Consider the following 20,406-nt stretch of genomic DNA (forward strand, 5'->3'; position numbering starts at 1 on the left):
GCCCACCACGTTCCAGCGTCCACAGAGATTTCACGGACGACGGTATCCTTCAAATTATTCAGTTAATATTAGTCATAATCAAGCTTAAGTAAGAACTGAAATTCATTATTAAATTAATTATTCGCTTAATTAAGAACATAATCAAGAATTTTTATTTGTGAATTTTAATAATATCGTTTTAATTTATTGTGTGATAAGGTAAGTGTATAAACAAATACTTCGGAGGTAGATTCATGACAGTAGACATAAAAAAAGCTCAAGATGTGTACAAGGACGCTGGTGAGAGTGTTATTTTTACAACTTTGATGTTAAATCATAGCGATTTAACTGCTGAAAAAGATGCTATCGCAGAATTTTCTGACATGTCTAATTCAATTATCAATAGTATGCGAATTCGTGACCCTGAAGCCCAAGCACATATTGCTTGGGGATTTGGATCAGATGCTTGGGATTATCTTTTCCCAAATTCTCCAAAGCCAAAAGAATTAGAAAATTTTCAAGAGATCAAAGGTCCAAAATACACTGCCGTTTCAACACCAGGTGATTTATTCATTCATATTCGTTCCAAGAAAATGGCTGTTTGTTATGAACTAATGGATCAATTCATGGGGATTTTACGTCCTATCACTACCGTAGAAGATGAAACACATGGTTTCAGATATATGGAAGGACGTTCAATTGTTGGTTTCATTGATGGTACTGAGAACCCTACTGGTATCGAATCAATGGATTATACTTTAATTGATAAAGAACAAGATCCTGAATTTGAAAATGGTTCTTACGCTTTTGCCCAAAAATATATCCACAATATGGATGCTTGGAAAAAATTAAAGACCGAAGATCAAGAAAAAGCCATTGGTCGTCACAAATTCTCCGATCGAGAACTCGATGATGATGAAAAACTAAAAAATGCTCACAACGTCGTTTCCAAAGATGAAGAAGGCGGCGTCGAACACAAAATTGTCAGAATGAATGTTCCCTTCTCAGATCCCGCCAAAAATATTACTGGAACATATTTTATTGGTTATTCGAAAGACTTCGCTATTACCAACCGTATGTTGACCAATATGTTCACTAAGAGCGATCGTCTACTTGATTTCAGTACTCCAATTACTGGGAATCTATTCTTCATCCCTTCCAAAACTACTTTGGAGAAGATTGCTGACGGAGATTATTAAAAAACAACTTGATTTAATTTTTAGTATCAGTATTCAAAATTTACAGTATTATAAATATTAAATAAAAATAACAGTGCTTATTAAGTTTTAATTTCTTAATAGGCACTGTTTTAATTTTCTCTAATCATCACCCAGAATTATCTCAATAATTAATCTAATTTCTTCTGGACTAATTTTTATATTATATTGCTCCTCTAAGGGTTGAACTGCTTGAGAAACTAAATCAAACATTTTTTGATGCTTTAATTCAAATTCTGCAATATCGTTTTGTTGATCTAAAGTTTGTTTGCGAATCAATCGCTCCACCATACCTGATTCATGAATTATTAGAAGAATTCTTTTATTGGTTTTAAATTTAGTACTTAACAAATTTTCCATTTTTGACACTGTTGAATCCGTAATTTTAATTAAACTATTAGGATCTAAAATAGTCACACTTGAAATCATTCGTTTAATAGTAAAATTCATTAACAAAGCATCTTTTAGTTCCGAATAATCCATAGATTTAGTATTATTCAAAATTTTAATAAGTTGATCAATATGATCTCCCGATAACAAACCATCTAAAGATAAATATGGAATACCACTTATTTTGGGATTTGCCGTCCCCACAATTGCAATAACATCATAAAGTTCAAATGGTAACTCATTACGCTTATTTCTGGATAATTTTCCAAAATCATACGGTAGAATTTCGATATCAACATCAAATTTTTTCAAGCTATTTTTTATAATCTCCTGAATTTGTACAGCACTCCCCATTCCCGAATGACAACACGTAATAATAGCCTTTTTTTGTTTTTTATGTGGCAATAATATTTGGCTATTAATTTTATTATTAAATTGAACATCATTTCGTATATCACTCATACCTTTATGTTGAAGAATCAGATTACCTACATTAAGAACTAATGGGGTCGATACGTGATCAATCATTAAAATTGGTACATTCAGTTTCTCATTCAAGCTATTACCAATTTGATTTAAAGACCCCATATCAATTAGCAAAATCAATCCTTTATCAATATTAACTGTATTAATATAATCAATTAACTTAGTTTCAATATCCTTGGTAGTCGTATCAATTGGCATATCAATAGATTGAAAAATATTATCTTTTAACATTCTATTGGCAACATTAGCTAAACTACTAGCGGTTGAATAACCATGGGCAACGACGATACTATGAATTGAATGTAATGCAGTATTACTCTTATTTTTGGCCACATAAAGAGTAACCATTAGGATATCCTCTTTTAAGATATCTCTTTCCATTTTGTTAGATAACAACGACAAAATCCTCGTGGCAATCTGATACGATCTACTAAAATTATTTTTTAATTCTTCCAGAATTTGCAACTGATATAAATTCCAAATCTTATTTTCGTTCAAAACAGATTGCAGATTTTTCGATCTCAGCAAAGTAGCAATTGCTATTATTTGATTACCATCTTTGGGATATCCATAACTATCTTCCATAAAGTCAAAAACTGATTTTATTTGATATACCAAAAATTCATATTCAGAATCGTCTAAGCTTTTATATTCAGTCTTGAATAAGATACTGTCAAAAAGCATATCTACATTTTTATTAATATGATTTAAAAATTGCTTTCTAGTAATTTGATTATTAAAAAAGTTCCAAATTATTTTTATCGTACTTTCGTATAAGTTCTTAATTATTTTGACAGTCTGATTAGTGTGATGCGGTAAAGTTCCACCATTAAAATCGTATTTAATATATTCGTTAGGTTCATTTTCAAATTTTTTATATTGAATTAAATTTTGATAGTAATTTACAGGAATATTAGATAAATTAACTCTAATTTCTTTTGTATTATCAAATTTAGCATAAGCATTGCCACTGGAATATTTGATAATATTCTTCAACTTACCAATATTTCCTTCCATATCGGCTGATGCTAAGACACTGATTAACTGAGTTGAAACATTTATTTTTCTATTTAAAACTCGACTTTCATTCATAAAAAAGTAATCAATTAACTGAACTTTTTCACTCTGTGGTCTCGAACTAAAACTAGGAATATTAATAATTACTGGAATACGTCTTACGAAGGTTGGCAAAAAGGTTGAATCTAATTTTTCAGTCGTAGCAAAAATCAATCTTACTGAGGCTTTACGCTTGATACTATCGTTTCCGACTGGTGAATACTGTCCTGTGTCCATAAACGAAAAGAGTTTTTCCTGTCCGCTCTGTGTTAAACGATGAACCTCGTCCAAAAATAAAATTCCGCCATTGGCACTCTCTATAAGTCCTGGAGTATCTTGGTCGGCTCCTGTAAAAGCTCCTTTAGTATAACCAAACAATAAACTTGAAAGTAATTCAGGGTTATTAAAGTACTGCGCACAATTCAATGATTGAAATTTAGATTGTTTAGCAATCAACTTTTTTTGAACACAATATTCATAAATCTTATGTGCTAAAAATGTCTTTCCTGATCCACTAGGACCCATAAGCATTATGGGTAATCCTTTTCCGGGATAAAGTGTAGCTGTCTTTATTTCTTCAATTTGATTAACTAAACTGCCATCAGATCCAATAACTGCATTAAAAATATCTCTACCATCCGTCTGATATATTCTTTTCCCATTTACCAATGATTCGACATCATCGTAATTTAAAGCCGGATTTTTAAAATATTTTTTTAATACCTTTATAGAGATATATTTAATCGGATGGGTTTTTATTTTAGAAAACATCCCCTCTTTATATCCTGTATTCAAATAACGACTTACTGTACTACGCGATAAATTCAATTTATCCGCAATGGTACTAGTTTCTAATAGATCAAATTTATTCTCCTCTATTGCTGTTCTCGATATTTTATCGAGATAATTTTCCAACTTAATTTCCGCCATTCATTAACCCCCTAATAAATAAATTTATAAAAATTTTTAAGCACAAAAACGGGTTGACCTCCGGCCAATCCGCTTTATTTGTCTATTCAACTAAATTAGTACTCCAATTTCCACATATAACGACGTTTTGTTAGTGGATGTTTTCTAGCGATGGCCAATTGTTCAGCATATACACGCATTACACCTGTTAAAATCATTGGGTTTAGATAATCAATTACATTTTCAGATGCGATTGAAGCCAAGCCATAATCTTTAGCATCGATTGTTGTTACTTTAGCATCAAATCTTTGCAAGAATGTCAAAGCTCTGGCATCCAAGTGACGTGTAGGACCATCATTCATGAATAGTAAGTAAGGAACATCTTTTTCTGTCATTTCAAATGGGCCATGGAAGTACTCACCTGAATTTAATGTTGGAGCAGCAATCCATTGCATTTCCATAAATAAGAAACTAGCTGTCGAGTATGCAACGTCATATGTAGCACCACTCGATAAGACGTAAATCAATTTGTCGTTCTTATATTGTTCAGCAAAAGCTTTAGCTGAAGGAGTAACTGATTTAACAGATTCATTGATAAGTCCGTCAATTTTATTCAAAGCATCAATCATTTCATCATAATGAGCATATTTTTCACTTGCTTGAAGAATTTCAACTGCTAATAACAAAACATTCTTCATTTTAGCAACCTTAGCAGCATAACTTTCGTGGAATCCATGAACAATTACATACTCTGCCGCTTCCGTCAATGGAGATCCTTCTGAATTTGTTACTGAAATGACATGAGCCCCACCTTTGCTAGCTACTTTTGTTGCTTCAACAGATTCTGGTGTAGTACCACCAAGTGATGCAACAATAACAATTGAAGTTTTACCTAAAGATGCTGGTGTATCATAGTTAAATTCATTAGCAGTTGATAAACTGATGCGTAATTTTTTAGCATTCTTTTCCAAGAAATATTTTGCAGGATATAAATCTGCCATTGAAGCACCACAACCAACAAACATTACATTCTCAATATTTGATTCTTCCTTAAAAATCTTAGCTACAATTTCCTTTGGTGATAACATAATTAAATTCCTCCTAATTGTTTTACTTGTTTGATTGATAAATTTTGATATTAAATTTACTTCCTAACTAGAATCAAACATCTTTCAATCTCCTCTTTTACTAGGTTTAAGCTTTCAGAATTCCCAACACACTAGCTAGGATTCCACCAATAATACAAATTGCTAAAATCCAACCCGTATTAACTTTCTTTTGAATCAACCAATACATAAACATCGTCAAACCTACTGGAATCAATTTAGGCATGATGGTATTAAGCGTGGATTGAAGCTTAAACGTTGTTCCCATATGTAAAGGTGTTGTTAAAGGTATCATGCTGGCAACCATCGAGCCGATTACCATCAGTCCTACTACACCAGCAATGAACATTACTCGATCCATTGCACCTTCTGAATTTAGCTTTGTTAAAAACTGATTACCGGCTGTATAACCCCATTTAGCTCCATACCAAGTAACTAACCATGCTGGTACCAAACAAATCAATAAGGCAAGGATTGGTCCTAAAATGTTACCTTTTTGAGCGAAGTTAATACCTAGTCCAAAAGCGAGTACCTTAACTGTCCCTTGAAAGAATGAATCTCCAATCCCAGATAGCGGACCCATTAAACTAGATTTAACAGCACTTATAGATTCAGGATCAAAATCATCGGGATTCTTAGCCAATTGCTCTTCCATCGAAGCCGATAATCCTAAAACAAATGATGAGGTTTGTGGCGTACAGTTATAAAAAGCCAAATGTCTTTTATAAGCTGCTTTCTTCTTATCAATATCCTTTGGGTCTTTATATATTCGATTCAAAGTTGGAGCAATTCCATATAAAAATCCCAAATTCATTTGACGTTCATAATTCCAAGAAGCTTGAATGGCCCATGAACGCCAGAAAAATTGCCAGTATTTTTTGTTATTTTCCTTTTTAACAGCTTTATTCTTAGTTTTGTCTTCTGACATGACCTTGCCTTCTTTCTATAAGGAATCTAATGAATCCCCACCACCGTCTGAAGATGATGAATTATCCTTTTTATAAATAATCTGATCTAATAAAATAGCTATAAGAATTGCAAATAAAGCTATCCCAGTAACACTAATATTTGCATATGCAGTGATTAAGAATCCGATGAAGAAATAAGGAGCCATTTTTTTAGAAAGCATCGTTGAAAGTAATAAAGCAAATCCATAAGCAGGTAACACTGCACTGGCTACTGTTAGTCCATTAGTCAACCACTTTGGAATTACTTCAACGACTTGTTTAACTAATCCCGTTCCGAAATAGATTGAGACGAAGATAGGCACAAAATAACTAACGGCATAAAGTGTTGAACCCCATAGAATATGTAAATTAGTTGCTGATTTAAACTTTCCTTCATTGATATAACGTTTAGCTAAAACGTTAAATGAAGACATCCCCATTCTCAAAACAATAGCCAACAACTGTCCTAAAACTGCAATGGGAATGGCAATTGTTAATGCTGTCTGAGCCGAAGCACCTGATAGAATGGAAAAAGCTGCAGCAATAATCGATCCAAGCGCCATATCTGGCGGAGCAGCGGCACCTACATTAACTAGTCCTAGTGAAATAAGTTCCAATGTTGCACCAACCATTAAACCTTTAGTAATATCACCCAAAGCAATCCCAACTAACGTGCTAGCAATTAATGGCTGTTCTACGTTTAATCTTCCAAATAACCGAGAATCCAAAACAACGATAATTCCAATTATTCCTAATATGATGGCCTTATATAACATTGCTTTCACTTCCCTTTACAATTTATCGTTCAATTCTTCTCTCTTTGTTGTAGGTATTTGTTGCATGTAAAGTCTGATTCCCATATCACTTAATTCTTTAGAATTTTGAATATCTTGTTTCGTCAAAGCGATAGTATTACTAAACTTCTTAGATCCTTCTGTTTCAGGAATACCTCCGTAGTTAATTTCTTTGATATCCTCATAAGCTTTTACAAATTTCAATGTTGAATTAGTATTTCCAAATATCAACATTACTTTCTCAGGTAATTTTTTAATTTTGGAGATATTCTTAATAGCTGTGTCTACTGAGAAAATATTTAACTTTACACCAGTAGGCTTAGATAAACTCAAAGACATTTTTTTAAACTCATCATTTGCTGCAGTATCATCAATCACAATAATTCGTTCAATACTTTCGGATTTTGTCCAAGAGAAAATTACTTGTCCATGTAATAAACGATGGTCAATTCTACAAAATTTGATCATTTTCATTCATCCTCTTTTCTACTAATAATTTTTTTACATTTACCAGCGATTTTTTGCTTTGATCAATAATTGAAGATAAATCCTTATCTGAAATATTCTCAGCAGTGCTTGCCTTCAATTGCAGTTGCATCGCCAATGGTAAATTCATTCCTGTAACTAACTTTACGTTTTCATTATTCTCAAGTAATTGCATCATTTCGTTATTAACACTGCCACCCAATAAATCGGTAAGAATAATAAATTGTTCTTGTTTTTCTGTTTCAACCATCCTCTTCACTTTTTGTATTTCTGCTGTACTGCCTTTTATATATGCTGCAAAAGCAAGTACGTCCTTATCATCTCCAACAATCATATTTAAAGTTTGTTTCATTCCTACTGCCATATTGCTATGACTTATCAACACAATTTTCATAACATCACTTCCTGTTTATCCGTTCACCTTTATATAAGCAAGTTACGTGCCAATTTCTCAAAACGTTGTTATTTCAACTTCTAAACGTCGTAATACACACTTTGCACACTTCGATAATAAAAAGAATGCACACATAAAAATAGAAAGGTTCAAAACATTTGGGTTCTTTCTCAATTTTGTTACACCTGTTACTAACTAAAAAAGAACAATGCCTATTAAACATTCAAAGTAGTAAAACTACCTGAAGCTAATAGACATTGCTCTTCTTTTTTTATATTTAAAATAAAACTTATTAACAAAATAAAATAATAGTCCGGAACAACAAAACCGATGGGCTCAGCCGCGAAATTCTACTGAGTGAGGTACTCACTTAGTAGAAGGTCAGTATTTGAAACAATTCGCAGAATTGATTCAAATCTGTGCCCTCAGCGTTCCAGCCCAATCGGTTTTGTTGTGGAGGACGGCAAGTTCATAATATAACCTAACTTGAAAAACAACTAACACTTGTATCTTTTGAACCTTCCTTTTATGTTTCCTGTGAAACAATTGTTCCATGAACAAGTATTCTACTATTTTAAAATTCATTCGTTACCACACTAAATATATAATTAATCCACCTCTACCCATTCATTGGTTGCCACTTGATTATAACTTGGGGTGCCATCTGGAAAAGTCATAAATGATGCTACTAACCATTTGCCGGCTGGCAAAACCGATGAAGTCTTTTCCATAGTATAAGATTCAGGATCAAACTTGAAGATAGGATAGGATTTCTCTGTTGTAACAGGATAAGGTGTATCTGCTTTATTTGTAAATACAATATCACTCCACTTTACCCACTCATTCGTAGCTACCCTTGTATAACTACTGTCATTACTGTCCGCTGTTATATCGGTATACCAATCGGTATTAGCTGCTAATTGCCGATTAGTTACTGGTGTGAAATTAAATTTGGGATCACCCAACCCGTTATCAATTGATTGTCCTTTAGCATATAAATTCGCATTTTTTAAAGTATGGACGGTAAACACAGCACCATTAGCTGCCCTGACACTGGTAAAATCAAATATACTTATTGAAAAAAATGCTAAAGCAGCGATAATAGTTACTCTAATTGCGTTTTTCATATTTATTCCCCTTGGTAATTTTTTTGAATTATAGCACTTTTTGACACTCTATTTAACTGAATTAAGGTATACAAAAAGGCCAAGATAAAATTATACATTGGCCCTTTATTGAATCTTATTTCAATTTAAAAATACTATTTACTAAATCGCCACAAACTTTTTACAAATAGCAATGATAATAGTAGCATCAGTAGCCCTGAAAACGCTAAAGAGATCCTTCCAAAGAAGAATCCCGGGTCAACGGTCATTTCAATAACACTTACGATCATCGAAACAAGGACCAAAAGAGATGTACGTTTTAAAATCATGGAAATCCCTCCCCTATTTGATACGACGATTATACCAATCCACAGTCTAGTTGGCATACTTATTTAGGAAATATCACGAAAATTCCGGCAAAAAATATAATTACGCCAATTGATAAGGTCAGATAATATACCAATTCTTTTTTTGCTTTGAAAGATACGGTCATTACGGCAATCCCCACGATAAACATTAAAATTGATAAAATTATTTGCATTTATTATCCTCCCTCATGTTGATATTTAGTATACTTAGGTTACAATACATTATGCTTTTTATAAAAATAATTTTTGGAAAAATTAACTTTTGGAAACTTATTTGGTATTTTTTGTATAATTATCTTTTTTAACAGTACTTTTATCTTTATACTAGATAAGGTACTTCTTTTTTGTAGGGGAAACGTAAATGGCCGTATTAAAACGTGTATTTTCAGATAGGGTGTTGTGGATTGCTGGAGCAGCAGCTATTCTTACATCTATCTTCATCAGTCCACCACAGATGATGGACATTAATTGGAAGACACTTGCATCACTACTATCTATGATGATTATAATCCAAATCTATGATTATTTGGACTTTCTAAAATATTATGCTGCGTATATGACTCATAAAGCCAAAACTACGCGGCAAATGATTTTTATGCTAGCTTCCTTAGCATTCTTCGGAGCTATGTTCTTAACTAATGATGTTACGATTTTAACTTTAGTTCCTTTATTCTATCAACTTTCCAAACATATAAAAGTAAACCCGATCTTTCCAGTGATACTTATTGCGATGGCTGCTAACCTTGGAAGTATTTTTACCCCGTTTGGTAACACCCATAATTTATTCCTGCTAACGCACTTTAACTTAGGAATCAAACAATTCTTTATCATGTCAACGCCGATAACAATTGTTACTTTCATAGCAATTTTTCTAGCTACTCGATTTTTTTCAAAAGATCCAATTGAATTGACCGAATTGCCAGCTGTGGAATTGAATATTCCTAGTTTAACTTTGACAGTTGCTGTTACAGTAGTAATTTTCTTAGGGATCTTTTCTGTTATTCCTATGTGGGGTTCATTGATTGCGGCATTACTATTGGTAATTTTTATTAATCCGCATATTCTTGAATCAGTTGATTACTCAATCGTGTTGATTTTCATGTGCTTCTTCATTGCCGTTGGTAATATTAACCGTGAACCAGCAATTGTTAATAATCTACATCAGTTTTTGCAAACAAGAACAAGCACTTACTTAACATCGATCATTACCAGTCAATTTATTAGTAATGTTCCAACAACTATTCTGGTTTCTAAATTCTCCAAATATGTTCATGCCATTTTCTTAGGTACAAACATTGGTGGTTTAGGTACTGTAGTGGGTTCATTGGCTAATTTATTGGCTTTCAAACAATATAGATTTTTCTTTAAGAAAAACCCTGGTAAATATTTATTATACTTTACAATAATTAACTTTATTATGTTAATTATTATTGGTACAATCGGATTCTTCTTAATTGATTTTGGACTTTAAACACAAAAAAAAGGATTACTAACTGTATAAAGTTAGTAATCCTTTTTTGATGTCTATGAGTTTACTGCTTTTTTATCTCTTAAATTAAAATTCTTCCACTTTCTAACCTGTCTACTATAGTTATTAAATGGAGAAACCGCATTGATTCTGATCCACTTAGCTACTGGCCACATTGCTTTTGTTGTTGCCCACTTACGTTCACCAGGTTTAAACAATTCATCATGTGACATATCAGAGATCCAAGAAATTAATTCAGCCACAACACTACCAAGTTCAGCCTTTTCATTCTCGATGCCATCTGAACCATACTTAATGTTGAAGTCATGGTACAACTGACGCATTTGATCCCACTTGTATCCTGGAGTTGGGGTAGTAATCTTTTCCCCACCAGATTCTGCTTTCTCCCATGATAAAATCATATTAATCCAACCGACCTGATATGAGAGCATTTCTCTTGGAGTTTTATCCACTTGATCAATTTTTTCATCAGCAACATCGTCGCTAATTCCCTCATATTCATCAATGAACTTATGATAACTCTCTTTAATCTGGTCTATCAATTCTTCTGAATTTTTATATACCTGCATGCCTTCGCTACCTTTCATTGATTTACGGTTCCCAAAACGGGAACATCCCAATTTCTATTATAGACCCGTAATTGTCACTTTGGGTAAAAAAAGCTCATGACATAACAAAAAAGTAGTGAGAAAACGTTTTATTTATGTTATATTGATTTGTTATGCACAAAAAAGCTTGTAGATTCGAACAAATCTACAAGCTTTTTTACTGGGAATTTCTTTGTTTTTTTAAATTATTTTTTAAATCATATATAGGCAGCGACTTTGAAACGAGCTACGATGGAGCAGCTCCTTCTTCACTCTCTAATTAAAACGAGCTGCACAAGGGCAACCCATTCCGATACTTAGGCAAATCCTCGTGGGCTAACCGCCCTTGTTTCGCTCTCTAAAGATTTGGGTCCATCTTGAATGTTAACTTGCTCAACTCGGTTCCTTTTGTAACTAAATCTGCCATATGGCTCTTAGTTACTTCGTTAAAGTGCTTAGCAATTAACTTATTTTGTTCGGTTAAATAATCGGTTACTTCAATATCATCCATTTTTTCAACGGCGTGATCGACTTCTTCTATCTTTTGACGTGCCCACTCTGATAGTTCTTTTTGATAGTCTAAGTTAGGTTCTACAAACTCGCTGTAATGACTTTCGACTACAAACTCTAACGCCGTATACAGCCAATAAGCACTTTTTAGATCCATTTTTTCTGGTGTATAACTATATGACTTATCAATCTCGTTAGCATTAGTAAAGAATGGTACATAAGCACTGAAACATGGCATTCCTAAACCTTTCCATTCTATTGCAGCACTTGAAATTTTTTCAGGATCGCGCATTTGTAATATATGAGAGTTCATTGTTCTAGACAAGCAGATGGCACGATAACGCTTCTTATCTTCCTCACTACCGTTTCCCATTGGATCAAACTTTGTTTCGTTGTAATGAGATGCTAAGATTTTTTGAATATCTTCAACTGCTATTTTTTTCTCTGGTTTTCTCAAAAATGGCAGTTCAGAAGACTCTGGATCTTGTTCAATCGAAGGATTTAATACTTTTTGTCCGTACCAAACTCTTGGAGTATTGTAATGACGATCTTTTTTAGTATCTGTACCAAAAATATGTCTGAAGTCCCAACGATCAAAATCAGGATTTAAATTATGCTTTTCGACAAACTCCTGAATACCATCTGACCACATGTAATTATCAGTATCTTCAAAATCGATGTCTTCAATGCCAATTTGATTGGCAGCTACTACGTAACAATCATCAGGAATTTTAATGGCAACCCAATGATGTCCGGTGGCAATTTCCATATACCAAATTTCATCTTTATCGAAAAACTCTACCCCATTGCTTTCAGTTGATCCATATTTAGCAATTAAATCTCCTAAATATTTCACACCTTCACGAGCAGAATTAATATATGGCAAGACTAAAGTTGTAATTGAATCCTCAGCTACGCCATTTTCTATCAAAGGATCATAAGCCAACACCTTTTCATTGGCCATGACACTTTCTGTAGCACTCATTCCAACGTTTTTTTCATTAATACCGTCTTCTTCATAATAACCTTCATCTTGATTGGCATCAGGCGATGTAGTGTAACGATAACCGGTTTCTGGTAGTTCAACTGTTAACTTATTATATGGTGAAACATAAGTCTGATGACGATTGGTAACGGCTGGTTGAACATAGAATTTCTTAGGCCAATTAGCGACAAAATTATCTTCATTTCTAGCTATATAGTTAGCTCCGTCCATCGAGGCTTTTTTGCCAACCATAATTGAAGTACAAGCGGAATGAGCATGTCTTTTCATATTTAAAATCCCTTTCTATTTCTAATCTCCGAAAATTTCTTTTTTCAATTTCAAAGCTGTTGGTGTAGTAGCCATGCCACCTTCTGCTGTTTCTTTAAAGATCGAAGGCATTTGTTGACCAACTTTATGCATTGCTTCAACCACCTCGTCAACCGGAATAACACTCTTAATGCCAGCTAAGGCCATATCAGCCGAGATCATTGCCTGTGAAGAACCCAAAGCATTTCTCTTTACACATGGAACTTCTACTAATCCTGCCACAGGATCACAAACTAATCCCATCATATTCTGTAAGGTTATCGATATGGCTTCGGCAGCTTGTTGAGCAGTACCACCCTTTGCGCAGACCAAAGCTGCTGAAGCCATTGCTGCAGCAGAACCTACTTCAGCTTGACAACCACCTTCTGCCCCAGCAATTGAAGAATTATTAGCAATTACCAAGCCAAAAGCACCGGCAGTAAATAAAAAGTCTACTTGTTGATCACGAGTCATTTTTAATCTATCTCTAACGGCCACCAAAACTCCGGCTAAAACACCAGCACTACCAGCAGTTGGAGTGGCACAGATCAATCCCATTTTGGCATTGACTTCATTTACAGCTACAGCATTTCTGACCGCTTCAAGAATAGGTTCTCCACTAAGAAAGTCGCCCTTAGCCAAGTATTCATCCATCAACTTAGCATCTCCACCTGTCAAACCTGTTACAGATCTGACACCAGCAACACCTTCCTTGATCGACTCCTCCATTACTTTTAAATTACGTTCCATTTGTATACGAATAAACTCTTTGCTACGATCGGTATTTTCCATTTCAGTTTGAACCATCAAGTCAGCAACAGAATCATAATCAGCACTTTTTTCAACTAACTCTTTAATTGTATAAAACATCCTGTCATCCCCTATTCAAAATATGTAGCGTTGTCGACATTAGGCAATGCTTTTAATTTTTCTAAAATTTCCGAACGATCACGACGCTCATCAACCTCAATTATCATAATGGCTTTTTCACCCTTCGATGCCCGAGTAACTGTCATCGTTCCGATATTAATATTGAATTCAGAAAATACATCAGTTACTTTGGCAATCATTCCTGCCACATCTTGATGAACAGTGATATAAGTCGGAGTTCCTAAGCTCAACGACATTTTAAACCCATTGATTTCAGAAATTTGAATATTGCCGCCACCTATTGAAACACCAGTTACTGATAACTCATGGTCTCCTTTGACCAAAGTTATTTTGGCTGTATTAGGGTGATCGACTTTATCACTTTTAGGAACAAAAGCAACTTTAATTCCTTGTTCATAGGCTATTTTCAAAGAATCGGATAATCTTCTATCATCTGGTTCCATTCCTAACAAGCCACCAACAATAGCGACATCTGTTCCATGGCCTCGATAAGTTTTTGCAAAAGATTCATATAAATCAATCGTTATTTTATCTGGTTTTTCACCAAAGATATCATGTACCACTTTTCCGATACGGGCAGCTCCGGCAGTGTGAGAACTACTGGGTCCAACCATTACTGGACCGATGATATCAAAAACACTCTTAAATCTTATACCTTTCATGATATTTACCCCTAAATTATTTACGTTATTTAAAGTTTACAATTATTGATTGTGAAATTCATCATTATTTTTGTTTTTGAGAGATTGAAAAAACCGATAGCTACAATTTCTCTTGAGAGGTGAAATTGAGGTTATCGGTCTTTTTGATTTTATTAAGTCAAGAATATATATGAGCGGTGGCTTCAAAACGAGCTATGGTGGAGCAACTCCTTCCGGTTAAGTCAACTTTCTGTGTCACTTGCTTCACAAGTAACTCAGAAAGTAGTCTTAATCCTCGGGAGCTGACCGCTCCATCTTCGCTCTCTAATTAAAACGAGCTACACAGGGGCAACTCCTTCCGGTTAACTACGCGTTGGAAACTACATGCAAACTACGCATGTAATTTCTAACGCTACGTTAATCCTCAGGAGCTGAGCGCCCCTGTTTCGCTCTCTAAAGATTTGGATCCATCTTGAATGTTAACTTGCTCAATTCAGTTCCCTTTGTAACTAAATCTGCTAGGTGTTCCATGGTCTTTTCATTATAATGTTTTACAATTTCATGGTTTTGTTCTGTCAAATAGTCGGTCAATTCTTCTCCGTTCATTGACACGGCTTTTTGATCAACGGCATCTATTTTACGACGAGCCCAGGCCGAAAGATCTTTTTGGTAATCTAGGTTTGGTTCTACAAACTCTTTGTAATGTGACTCTACTACCATGGCCAAAGCCTCATACATCCAATATGCACTCTTTAAATCCATTTTTTCTGGTGTATAGCTGTACGATTCATCAATATCTTTGGCGTTGGTGAAAAATGGCACTTGTGGGCAGAAACTTGGGATTCCAAATCCAGTCCATTCTACTCCGGCAGCACCATTTTTATCAGAATCTCTCATTTGAAGAATATGAGAATTGGCTGTTCTTGATAATGATATGGCACGATAAGTTCTTCTATCATGATCACTACCACTACCCAATGGATCATATTTTGTTTCATTGTAATGGGATTTCAAAATATATTGAATATCTTCAACTGCAATCTTTTTTTCTGGCTTTCTGATAAAGGGAAGTTCTGGTGATTCCGGATCTTGTGTATCATCTGATGGATTGAAATAACGTTGGGCAAACCATACTCTTGGTGTGTTGTAATGATGATCTTGTTCCGTATCAGTTCCAAAAATATGTCTAAAGTCCCAACGGTCAAAATCTGGATTTAAATTATGTGATGCAACGAAATCTTGAATCCCATCAGCCCACATGTAATTATCGGGATCATCAAAATCTATATCTTGAATGGCTACTTGATTAGCTGCCACGGCATAGCAATCATCTGGAATACGAACGGCTACCCATTGATGTCCAGTAACTATTTCCATATACCAAACTTCATTTTTATCATTGAATTGAAGTCCATTACCTTCAGCAGAACCATATTTGGCAACTAAATTTCCTAAATATTTCACACCATCTCTAGCAGAATCAATATATGGCAATACCAAGGTTGCTAATGAATCTTCAGCCAAACCGTTTTTTACATATGGATCAAATGCCAAAACTTTTTCATTGGCATAAACACTTTCAGTTGCACTGATACCAACATTTTTTTCGTTAAAACCATCTTCTTCATTAGGACCAGTACTTTGGTCGGCGTCCAAAGTTGAAGTATAGCGATAACCATTTTCAGGATATGGTGCTGTCATTTTATTATAAGGTGAAACATAAGTTTCATGACGGTCTGAAACAGCTGGTTGGACAATAACTCGTTTTCTGTAGATAGCGTTTAAGCGATCTTCATTTCTGGAAATATAAGTAGCTCCATCCATAGAAGCCTTTTTACCTACCATAATTGAAGTACAAGCAGATGATTCGATACGATCTAGCTCAGTCATTTTATTTTCCCCCATTGTCTATTATTCATTTATTATGATACTCGTTCTATCCTGCAAATCCGACACTAACTCATAAAAACGCAACTTAAATAATTTTTTTATTCAATAATTAATCTATTGGTGAAATTATGTGCCAAACGGCTCAAAAATGATTTATTAATGATAAACTAAGTTTGTAATTGGTCTAGAGAGGTTGATAATATGGCATACAAATACAAAGAGGTCGCTGAAACATTACGACAAGAAATCAAGTCAGGTAAATATTCTCCTGGAGAACTATTACCTGATCAAAATCAAATTGCTAAAAACTTTAACACTACCAGAATCACTGTTCACAAGGCACTCCAACTCTTAATTATTGAGGGAATGATTTATTCCAAACGTGGTTCAGGAACCTATGTTAGAAAAGACTATTCTCCCGACGATCATGATCCCACCTTTGGAAAGGTTTCTCCAATTGACAAGCCTTTTGGAGCAACCAGAACTAACAAAGGAAAACTAGTTACAAGCAAAGTTTTAGAATTATCCGCTCGCATTCCCACTGAAGAAGAAGCCAATAAACTTCTTATCCAGCCAACTGAGCCTGTCTACGTTATTCGCCGTATTCGTTACGTTAATGGAGTGATATTTGCTTATGAACATACCATTATGCCAACAGCTATCACGACATTAACTGAAGATATCCTTGAAAAATCAATCTACGGACATCTTCAAAAAGAAGGACTTAGAGTTGAGGGAACCCATCGAATTGTCAGTGCTGATAAAGCCAATCAAATTGATGTAGATTCAGGAATAGCTGAAAATTTAGGCGAACCCGTTTTGGTAATCGATCAATTAAGTTATCTAGACGACGGACAGCCATTCGAAATATCAGAATCAAGGTTTCCTTATAGAACAAGCAAACTAACAGCAGATATTACATTATAAAAAATGAATTCAACTCGTCTAATATATTCAAAAAGATCCCCATGCGTAACCAATTGATGGCCATCGTATGAGGATCTTTTATTGCTTGAAACTTAGTAAGTATTATTAGTGTAATAAGTAGTATCTAAACCAAAAGTATCATAATCAGTACTATCTTCATCTTCAAAAAATTCTTTATTCTTAGCATTCAATTTAGTTTCGGTATTATCCAAAGTCTGCTGCTTCAATCCTAAATTCTCACGTAATTTATCAGAAGCATTTTGCATAGTTGAAGTTGGTAAAACTTGATAAGAACTTTCATTGATCCAAGCCGTCTTACCTTGAATCTGATTGAAATCCATATGCTTTGAACTACCATTATATTTCAAAACAATCTGATCAATTTGGCTAGTAGTCAAATCAGTACTAATATCATTGCCTAACTGTTTGATCAAGTCCGGTACTTTAACTAAATACTTGGGCTCTTCTAGTTTATGTACAACTGCCTTTAAAATTTGTTGCTGACGAATCTGACGTCCATAATCGCCACGTGGATCTTGGTAACGCATACGAGCATACGTCAAAGCTTCTTTACCGTTCAAATGATGTGTACCCTTGGGAATCGTAACTCCGTCAAAAGATACCTTCAAATCACTTGTTACTGTCACACCGCCAACAAAGTCGACAGTCTTTTCCAAAGCTTCCATATTAATAGCAACATGGTAATCAACTGGAACCCCTAACAAATTACCGACCGTACTCTTAGCCATCTTCGATAAGCCAATATTATAAGCTGCATTGACCTTCTGAACATTCTTTTGCTTATCTCCAACCATCTCAGCCAAAGCATCACGAGGAATTGAATAAGCAACCGTCTTTTTCTTTTGAGGGTTAAGTGTCAAAAGCATCATCGTATCAGAATTACCACGATCAACACGCCCATCCGTTCCCGTATCAGCACCTAACAATAGAATCGAAAACGGCTTACTACTATTTATTTTCTTTGATACACTCTTTTTACTGGTATTTAAAGAATTCAATGATTGCTGTGTACGATAAACAAAGAAACCACCAATTCCCAAAGCCACCACTAAAATTAACCCAATTATGATAGAAATTATTTTTATTTTTTTCATTATTTATATCCTATATTTTAATATTTCCCATTATAAAACGAATTATTTCCATTCCGCAAACTTTTTTAAGAGACATATTCCCAAAATATCGCTTTCAAATATTAAACCAAAATGTTAGGCTCAAATTATAAATTTCTTTTAGGGGAAGTGTCATCATGCCAAAATTAGCTCAAACATTAATTGTTATCGACATGCAAAAAGCTTTGCAATATAGTTATAATTTCAGTGGTTTGATTCAAAGTATCAATAATCGTATCTCTCAATATCGTCAAGCAAATCTGCCAATCATCTTTATTCAACACAACGACCAAGATGTAGTCCGTGGCAGTGAATTATGGCAACTATCAGGCAAATTAGATAAACAAAAAGAAGACATCGTCGTTGAAAAATTTCACCCCAATGCCTTCTACCAAACCAATCTAAATAAAGTTCTCATGCAAAATGGCGTTCGTACAATCGAACTCTGTGGAGCCCAAACCGAATATTGCTGCAACGCAACCATTGTCATGGCCCATGGATTAGGCTACAAAATCCTAATGGAACACGACATGACAACCACCTTTGACAATGATTATATGATAGCCGAAGATACAATTTCTTTCTTCGAAAATATTTGGAATAACAGCTTCGTAACATTTCAATAAGAGAGCGAAACTGGAGCGCTCAGCTCACGAGGATTTGCCTAAGTACTGGAATTGCACGCCGTTTTTGCGTGTGATTTCAATACTGTAGCAAAACGGAATGAGTTGCTCCCGTGTAGCTCGTTTCAATAAGAGAGCGGAACAAGCTTGGGAATTCTCGAGGATTAGCCTAGCCTTGGAAATTACACACGTACCTTGTGTGTGGTTTTCAAGGTGTAGCTAACCGGAAAGAATTGGCTTGTGTAGCTCGTTTCAATAAAGAGAGCGGAACTGGAGCGCTCAGCTCACGAGGATTTGCCTAAGTATTGGAATTGCACGCCGTTTTTGCGTGTGATTTCAATACCACCAACATATATCAAAAAAACTCAATATAGTAACCAACATATACCGGTCACTATATTGAGTTTTTATGCGTACGCAATATTGCTATGTATTAATTCATAACCATTCAAGTTCAATTTACCTAACACTTGATTGATTATTTTATCAGGAAACTCATTTTCAAATTTATAAGCTAAATAGTACTTGGATTGATCATCTGAAGCTATCCAACTGCCAATTTCCGCAAGTTCTGGATATAGTTTTGGATCAAACTCAACCGAACGATCAAAATCAATCGTAATTACTTCTCCCTCAAGCCAATTAACATAATTCAATGTTCTGGGTAAATTATCCATGTATAATCATCCCTTTTTATAATTTTGAAAGCGTTTGCCAACAGATAATATAACACCTTTTGATATCTGAAAATATTCAAAATCAGAAATTTTGCTAAAAAAATACCACCGACCTGAAAATTCAAGTCAGTGGCTCTATATGTTGTGTATATGAATGTTATGAATGATTTAATACTTGACCTACATGAACTTCTCTAAGGCCATACGGAATTTCTCTTCTGGTTGATAACCAACCATACGTCCAACGACATTTCCATCTTTCTTAACGATGAAAGTTGGAATACCCTGAATACCAAAATTATTTGGTGTTTCTGGATTGTGATCTACATTCATTGAAGTAAATTTGATCTTATCGCCTAATTGATCATTTGAAGATAACTTCTCCAAAATTGGATTCATCATCTTACATGGTGGACACCAATCAGCGTTGAAATCAGTTATTACTAATCCCTTACTTGTTTCGTCATTGAATGTCTTATCTGTTAATTCTGTAATATTTGCCATCATTC

The 20,406-nt window shown here is 34.5% G+C and carries 20 protein-coding genes; 4 read left to right on the top strand and 16 right to left on the bottom strand.

The genetic code is table 11. The features are described from left to right. Positions 1 to 233: 233 nt before the first annotated feature. On the top strand, positions 234 to 1,178 hold the full coding sequence (locus tag LAB100_RS09250; RefSeq protein WP_119327236.1) for a Dyp-type peroxidase: 945 nt from the start codon (positions 234 to 236) through the stop codon (positions 1,176 to 1,178). A gap of 120 nt (positions 1,179 to 1,298) precedes the next feature. Here the strand turns inward: LAB100_RS09250 and LAB100_RS09255 are convergent, their stop codons facing one another. The 8 genes from LAB100_RS09255 to LAB100_RS11585 all read right to left on the bottom strand — a co-directional run bounded on the left by LAB100_RS09255 (position 1,299) and on the right by LAB100_RS11585 (position 9,411). Then, positions 1,299 to 4,058: a sigma 54-interacting transcriptional regulator gene (locus LAB100_RS09255; protein WP_119327237.1), complete on the bottom strand. Its 2,760-nt coding sequence runs from the start codon at positions 4,056 to 4,058 to the stop codon at positions 1,299 to 1,301. Positions 4,059 to 4,153: 95 nt separating this feature from the next. Further along, positions 4,154 to 5,125: an SIS domain-containing protein gene (locus LAB100_RS09260; RefSeq protein WP_119327238.1), complete on the bottom strand. Its 972-nt coding sequence runs from the start codon at positions 5,123 to 5,125 to the stop codon at positions 4,154 to 4,156. Between the two features lie 106 nt (positions 5,126 to 5,231). Continuing rightward, positions 5,232 to 6,071, bottom strand: a complete 840-nt coding sequence (locus LAB100_RS09265; protein ID WP_119327239.1) for a PTS system mannose/fructose/sorbose family transporter subunit IID — start codon at positions 6,069 to 6,071, stop codon at positions 5,232 to 5,234. Positions 6,072 to 6,086: 15 nt separating this feature from the next. After that, positions 6,087 to 6,866: a PTS mannose/fructose/sorbose/N-acetylgalactosamine transporter subunit IIC gene (locus tag LAB100_RS09270; RefSeq protein WP_119327240.1), complete on the bottom strand. Its 780-nt coding sequence runs from the start codon at positions 6,864 to 6,866 to the stop codon at positions 6,087 to 6,089. Between the two features lie 15 nt (positions 6,867 to 6,881). Next, on the bottom strand, positions 6,882 to 7,352 hold the full coding sequence (locus LAB100_RS09275; protein ID WP_119327296.1) for a PTS sugar transporter subunit IIB: 471 nt from the start codon (positions 7,350 to 7,352) through the stop codon (positions 6,882 to 6,884). Next, entirely contained in the window at positions 7,336 to 7,764 is a 429-nt protein-coding gene (locus LAB100_RS09280; RefSeq protein ID WP_119327241.1) for a PTS sugar transporter subunit IIA, read from the bottom strand. The genes LAB100_RS09275 and LAB100_RS09280 overlap by 17 nt, the downstream gene beginning before the upstream one ends. A 608-nt stretch (positions 7,765 to 8,372) precedes the next feature. Further along, positions 8,373 to 8,891, bottom strand: a complete 519-nt coding sequence (locus LAB100_RS09285; protein ID WP_119327242.1) for a hypothetical protein — start codon at positions 8,889 to 8,891, stop codon at positions 8,373 to 8,375. 367 nt (positions 8,892 to 9,258) lie between these two features. Further along, positions 9,259 to 9,411, bottom strand: coding sequence for a DUF6095 family protein (locus tag LAB100_RS11585; protein ID WP_162894260.1), 153 nt, complete (start codon positions 9,409 to 9,411; stop codon positions 9,259 to 9,261). Positions 9,412 to 9,599: 188 nt separating this feature from the next. On the opposite strand from LAB100_RS11585, the gene LAB100_RS09290 reads away from it, so the two are divergent. After that, the gene (locus tag LAB100_RS09290) at positions 9,600 to 10,709 is read left to right on the top strand and encodes an SLC13 family permease (RefSeq protein WP_119327243.1); all 1,110 of its coding nucleotides are present in this window, start codon (positions 9,600 to 9,602) and stop codon (positions 10,707 to 10,709) included. Between the two features lie 53 nt (positions 10,710 to 10,762). Here LAB100_RS09290 and LAB100_RS09295 read toward each other — a convergent pair whose 3' ends face one another. From LAB100_RS09295 to LAB100_RS09315, 5 genes are all read right to left on the bottom strand, one after another. After that, a complete protein-coding gene (locus LAB100_RS09295) occupies positions 10,763 to 11,296 on the bottom strand; it encodes a ClbS/DfsB family four-helix bundle protein (RefSeq protein WP_246001326.1) in 534 nt (177 codons plus the stop codon). Positions 11,297 to 11,672: 376 nt separating this feature from the next. Continuing rightward, the gene (locus LAB100_RS09300) at positions 11,673 to 13,097 is read right to left on the bottom strand and encodes a C69 family dipeptidase (RefSeq protein WP_119327245.1); all 1,425 of its coding nucleotides are present in this window, start codon (positions 13,095 to 13,097) and stop codon (positions 11,673 to 11,675) included. Between the two features lie 21 nt (positions 13,098 to 13,118). Next, positions 13,119 to 13,985 carry an L-serine ammonia-lyase, iron-sulfur-dependent, subunit alpha gene (gene sdaAA, locus LAB100_RS09305; RefSeq protein WP_119327246.1) on the bottom strand — a complete coding sequence of 289 codons (867 nt, stop codon included), beginning with the start codon at positions 13,983 to 13,985 and terminating at the stop codon, positions 13,119 to 13,121. Between the two features lie 11 nt (positions 13,986 to 13,996). Next, the gene (sdaAB, locus tag LAB100_RS09310) at positions 13,997 to 14,668 is read right to left on the bottom strand and encodes an L-serine ammonia-lyase, iron-sulfur-dependent subunit beta (protein WP_119327247.1); all 672 of its coding nucleotides are present in this window, start codon (positions 14,666 to 14,668) and stop codon (positions 13,997 to 13,999) included. Between the two features lie 432 nt (positions 14,669 to 15,100). Next, on the bottom strand, positions 15,101 to 16,537 hold the full coding sequence (locus LAB100_RS09315) for a C69 family dipeptidase (RefSeq protein WP_119327248.1): 1,437 nt from the start codon (positions 16,535 to 16,537) through the stop codon (positions 15,101 to 15,103). A 201-nt stretch (positions 16,538 to 16,738) separates the two neighbouring features. Between LAB100_RS09315 and LAB100_RS09320 the strand changes: the two genes are divergently transcribed. Beyond that, the gene (locus LAB100_RS09320) at positions 16,739 to 17,464 is read left to right on the top strand and encodes a GntR family transcriptional regulator (RefSeq protein ID WP_119327249.1); all 726 of its coding nucleotides are present in this window, start codon (positions 16,739 to 16,741) and stop codon (positions 17,462 to 17,464) included. A 92-nt stretch (positions 17,465 to 17,556) separates the two neighbouring features. Here the strand turns inward: LAB100_RS09320 and LAB100_RS09325 are convergent, their stop codons facing one another. Beyond that, a complete protein-coding gene (locus LAB100_RS09325) occupies positions 17,557 to 18,579 on the bottom strand; it encodes an LCP family protein (RefSeq protein ID WP_119327250.1) in 1,023 nt (340 codons plus the stop codon). Positions 18,580 to 18,734: 155 nt separating this feature from the next. Between LAB100_RS09325 and LAB100_RS09330 the strand changes: the two genes are divergently transcribed. Next, entirely contained in the window at positions 18,735 to 19,223 is a 489-nt protein-coding gene (locus LAB100_RS09330) for a cysteine hydrolase family protein (RefSeq protein ID WP_119327251.1), read from the top strand. A 404-nt stretch (positions 19,224 to 19,627) separates the two neighbouring features. Here LAB100_RS09330 and LAB100_RS09335 read toward each other — a convergent pair whose 3' ends face one another. Both LAB100_RS09335 and LAB100_RS09340 read right to left on the bottom strand, forming a co-directional pair. After that, on the bottom strand, positions 19,628 to 19,897 hold the full coding sequence (locus LAB100_RS09335) for a hypothetical protein (RefSeq protein WP_119327252.1): 270 nt from the start codon (positions 19,895 to 19,897) through the stop codon (positions 19,628 to 19,630). A gap of 180 nt (positions 19,898 to 20,077) precedes the next feature. Beyond that, positions 20,078 to 20,401, bottom strand: a complete 324-nt coding sequence (locus tag LAB100_RS09340; RefSeq protein WP_119327253.1) for a thioredoxin family protein — start codon at positions 20,399 to 20,401, stop codon at positions 20,078 to 20,080. Positions 20,402 to 20,406: the final 5 nt, after the last annotated feature.

The sequence above is a fragment of the Companilactobacillus musae genome, from assembly GCF_003967595.1.
In the GTDB taxonomy this organism is placed as follows: domain Bacteria; phylum Bacillota; class Bacilli; order Lactobacillales; family Lactobacillaceae; genus Companilactobacillus; species Companilactobacillus musae.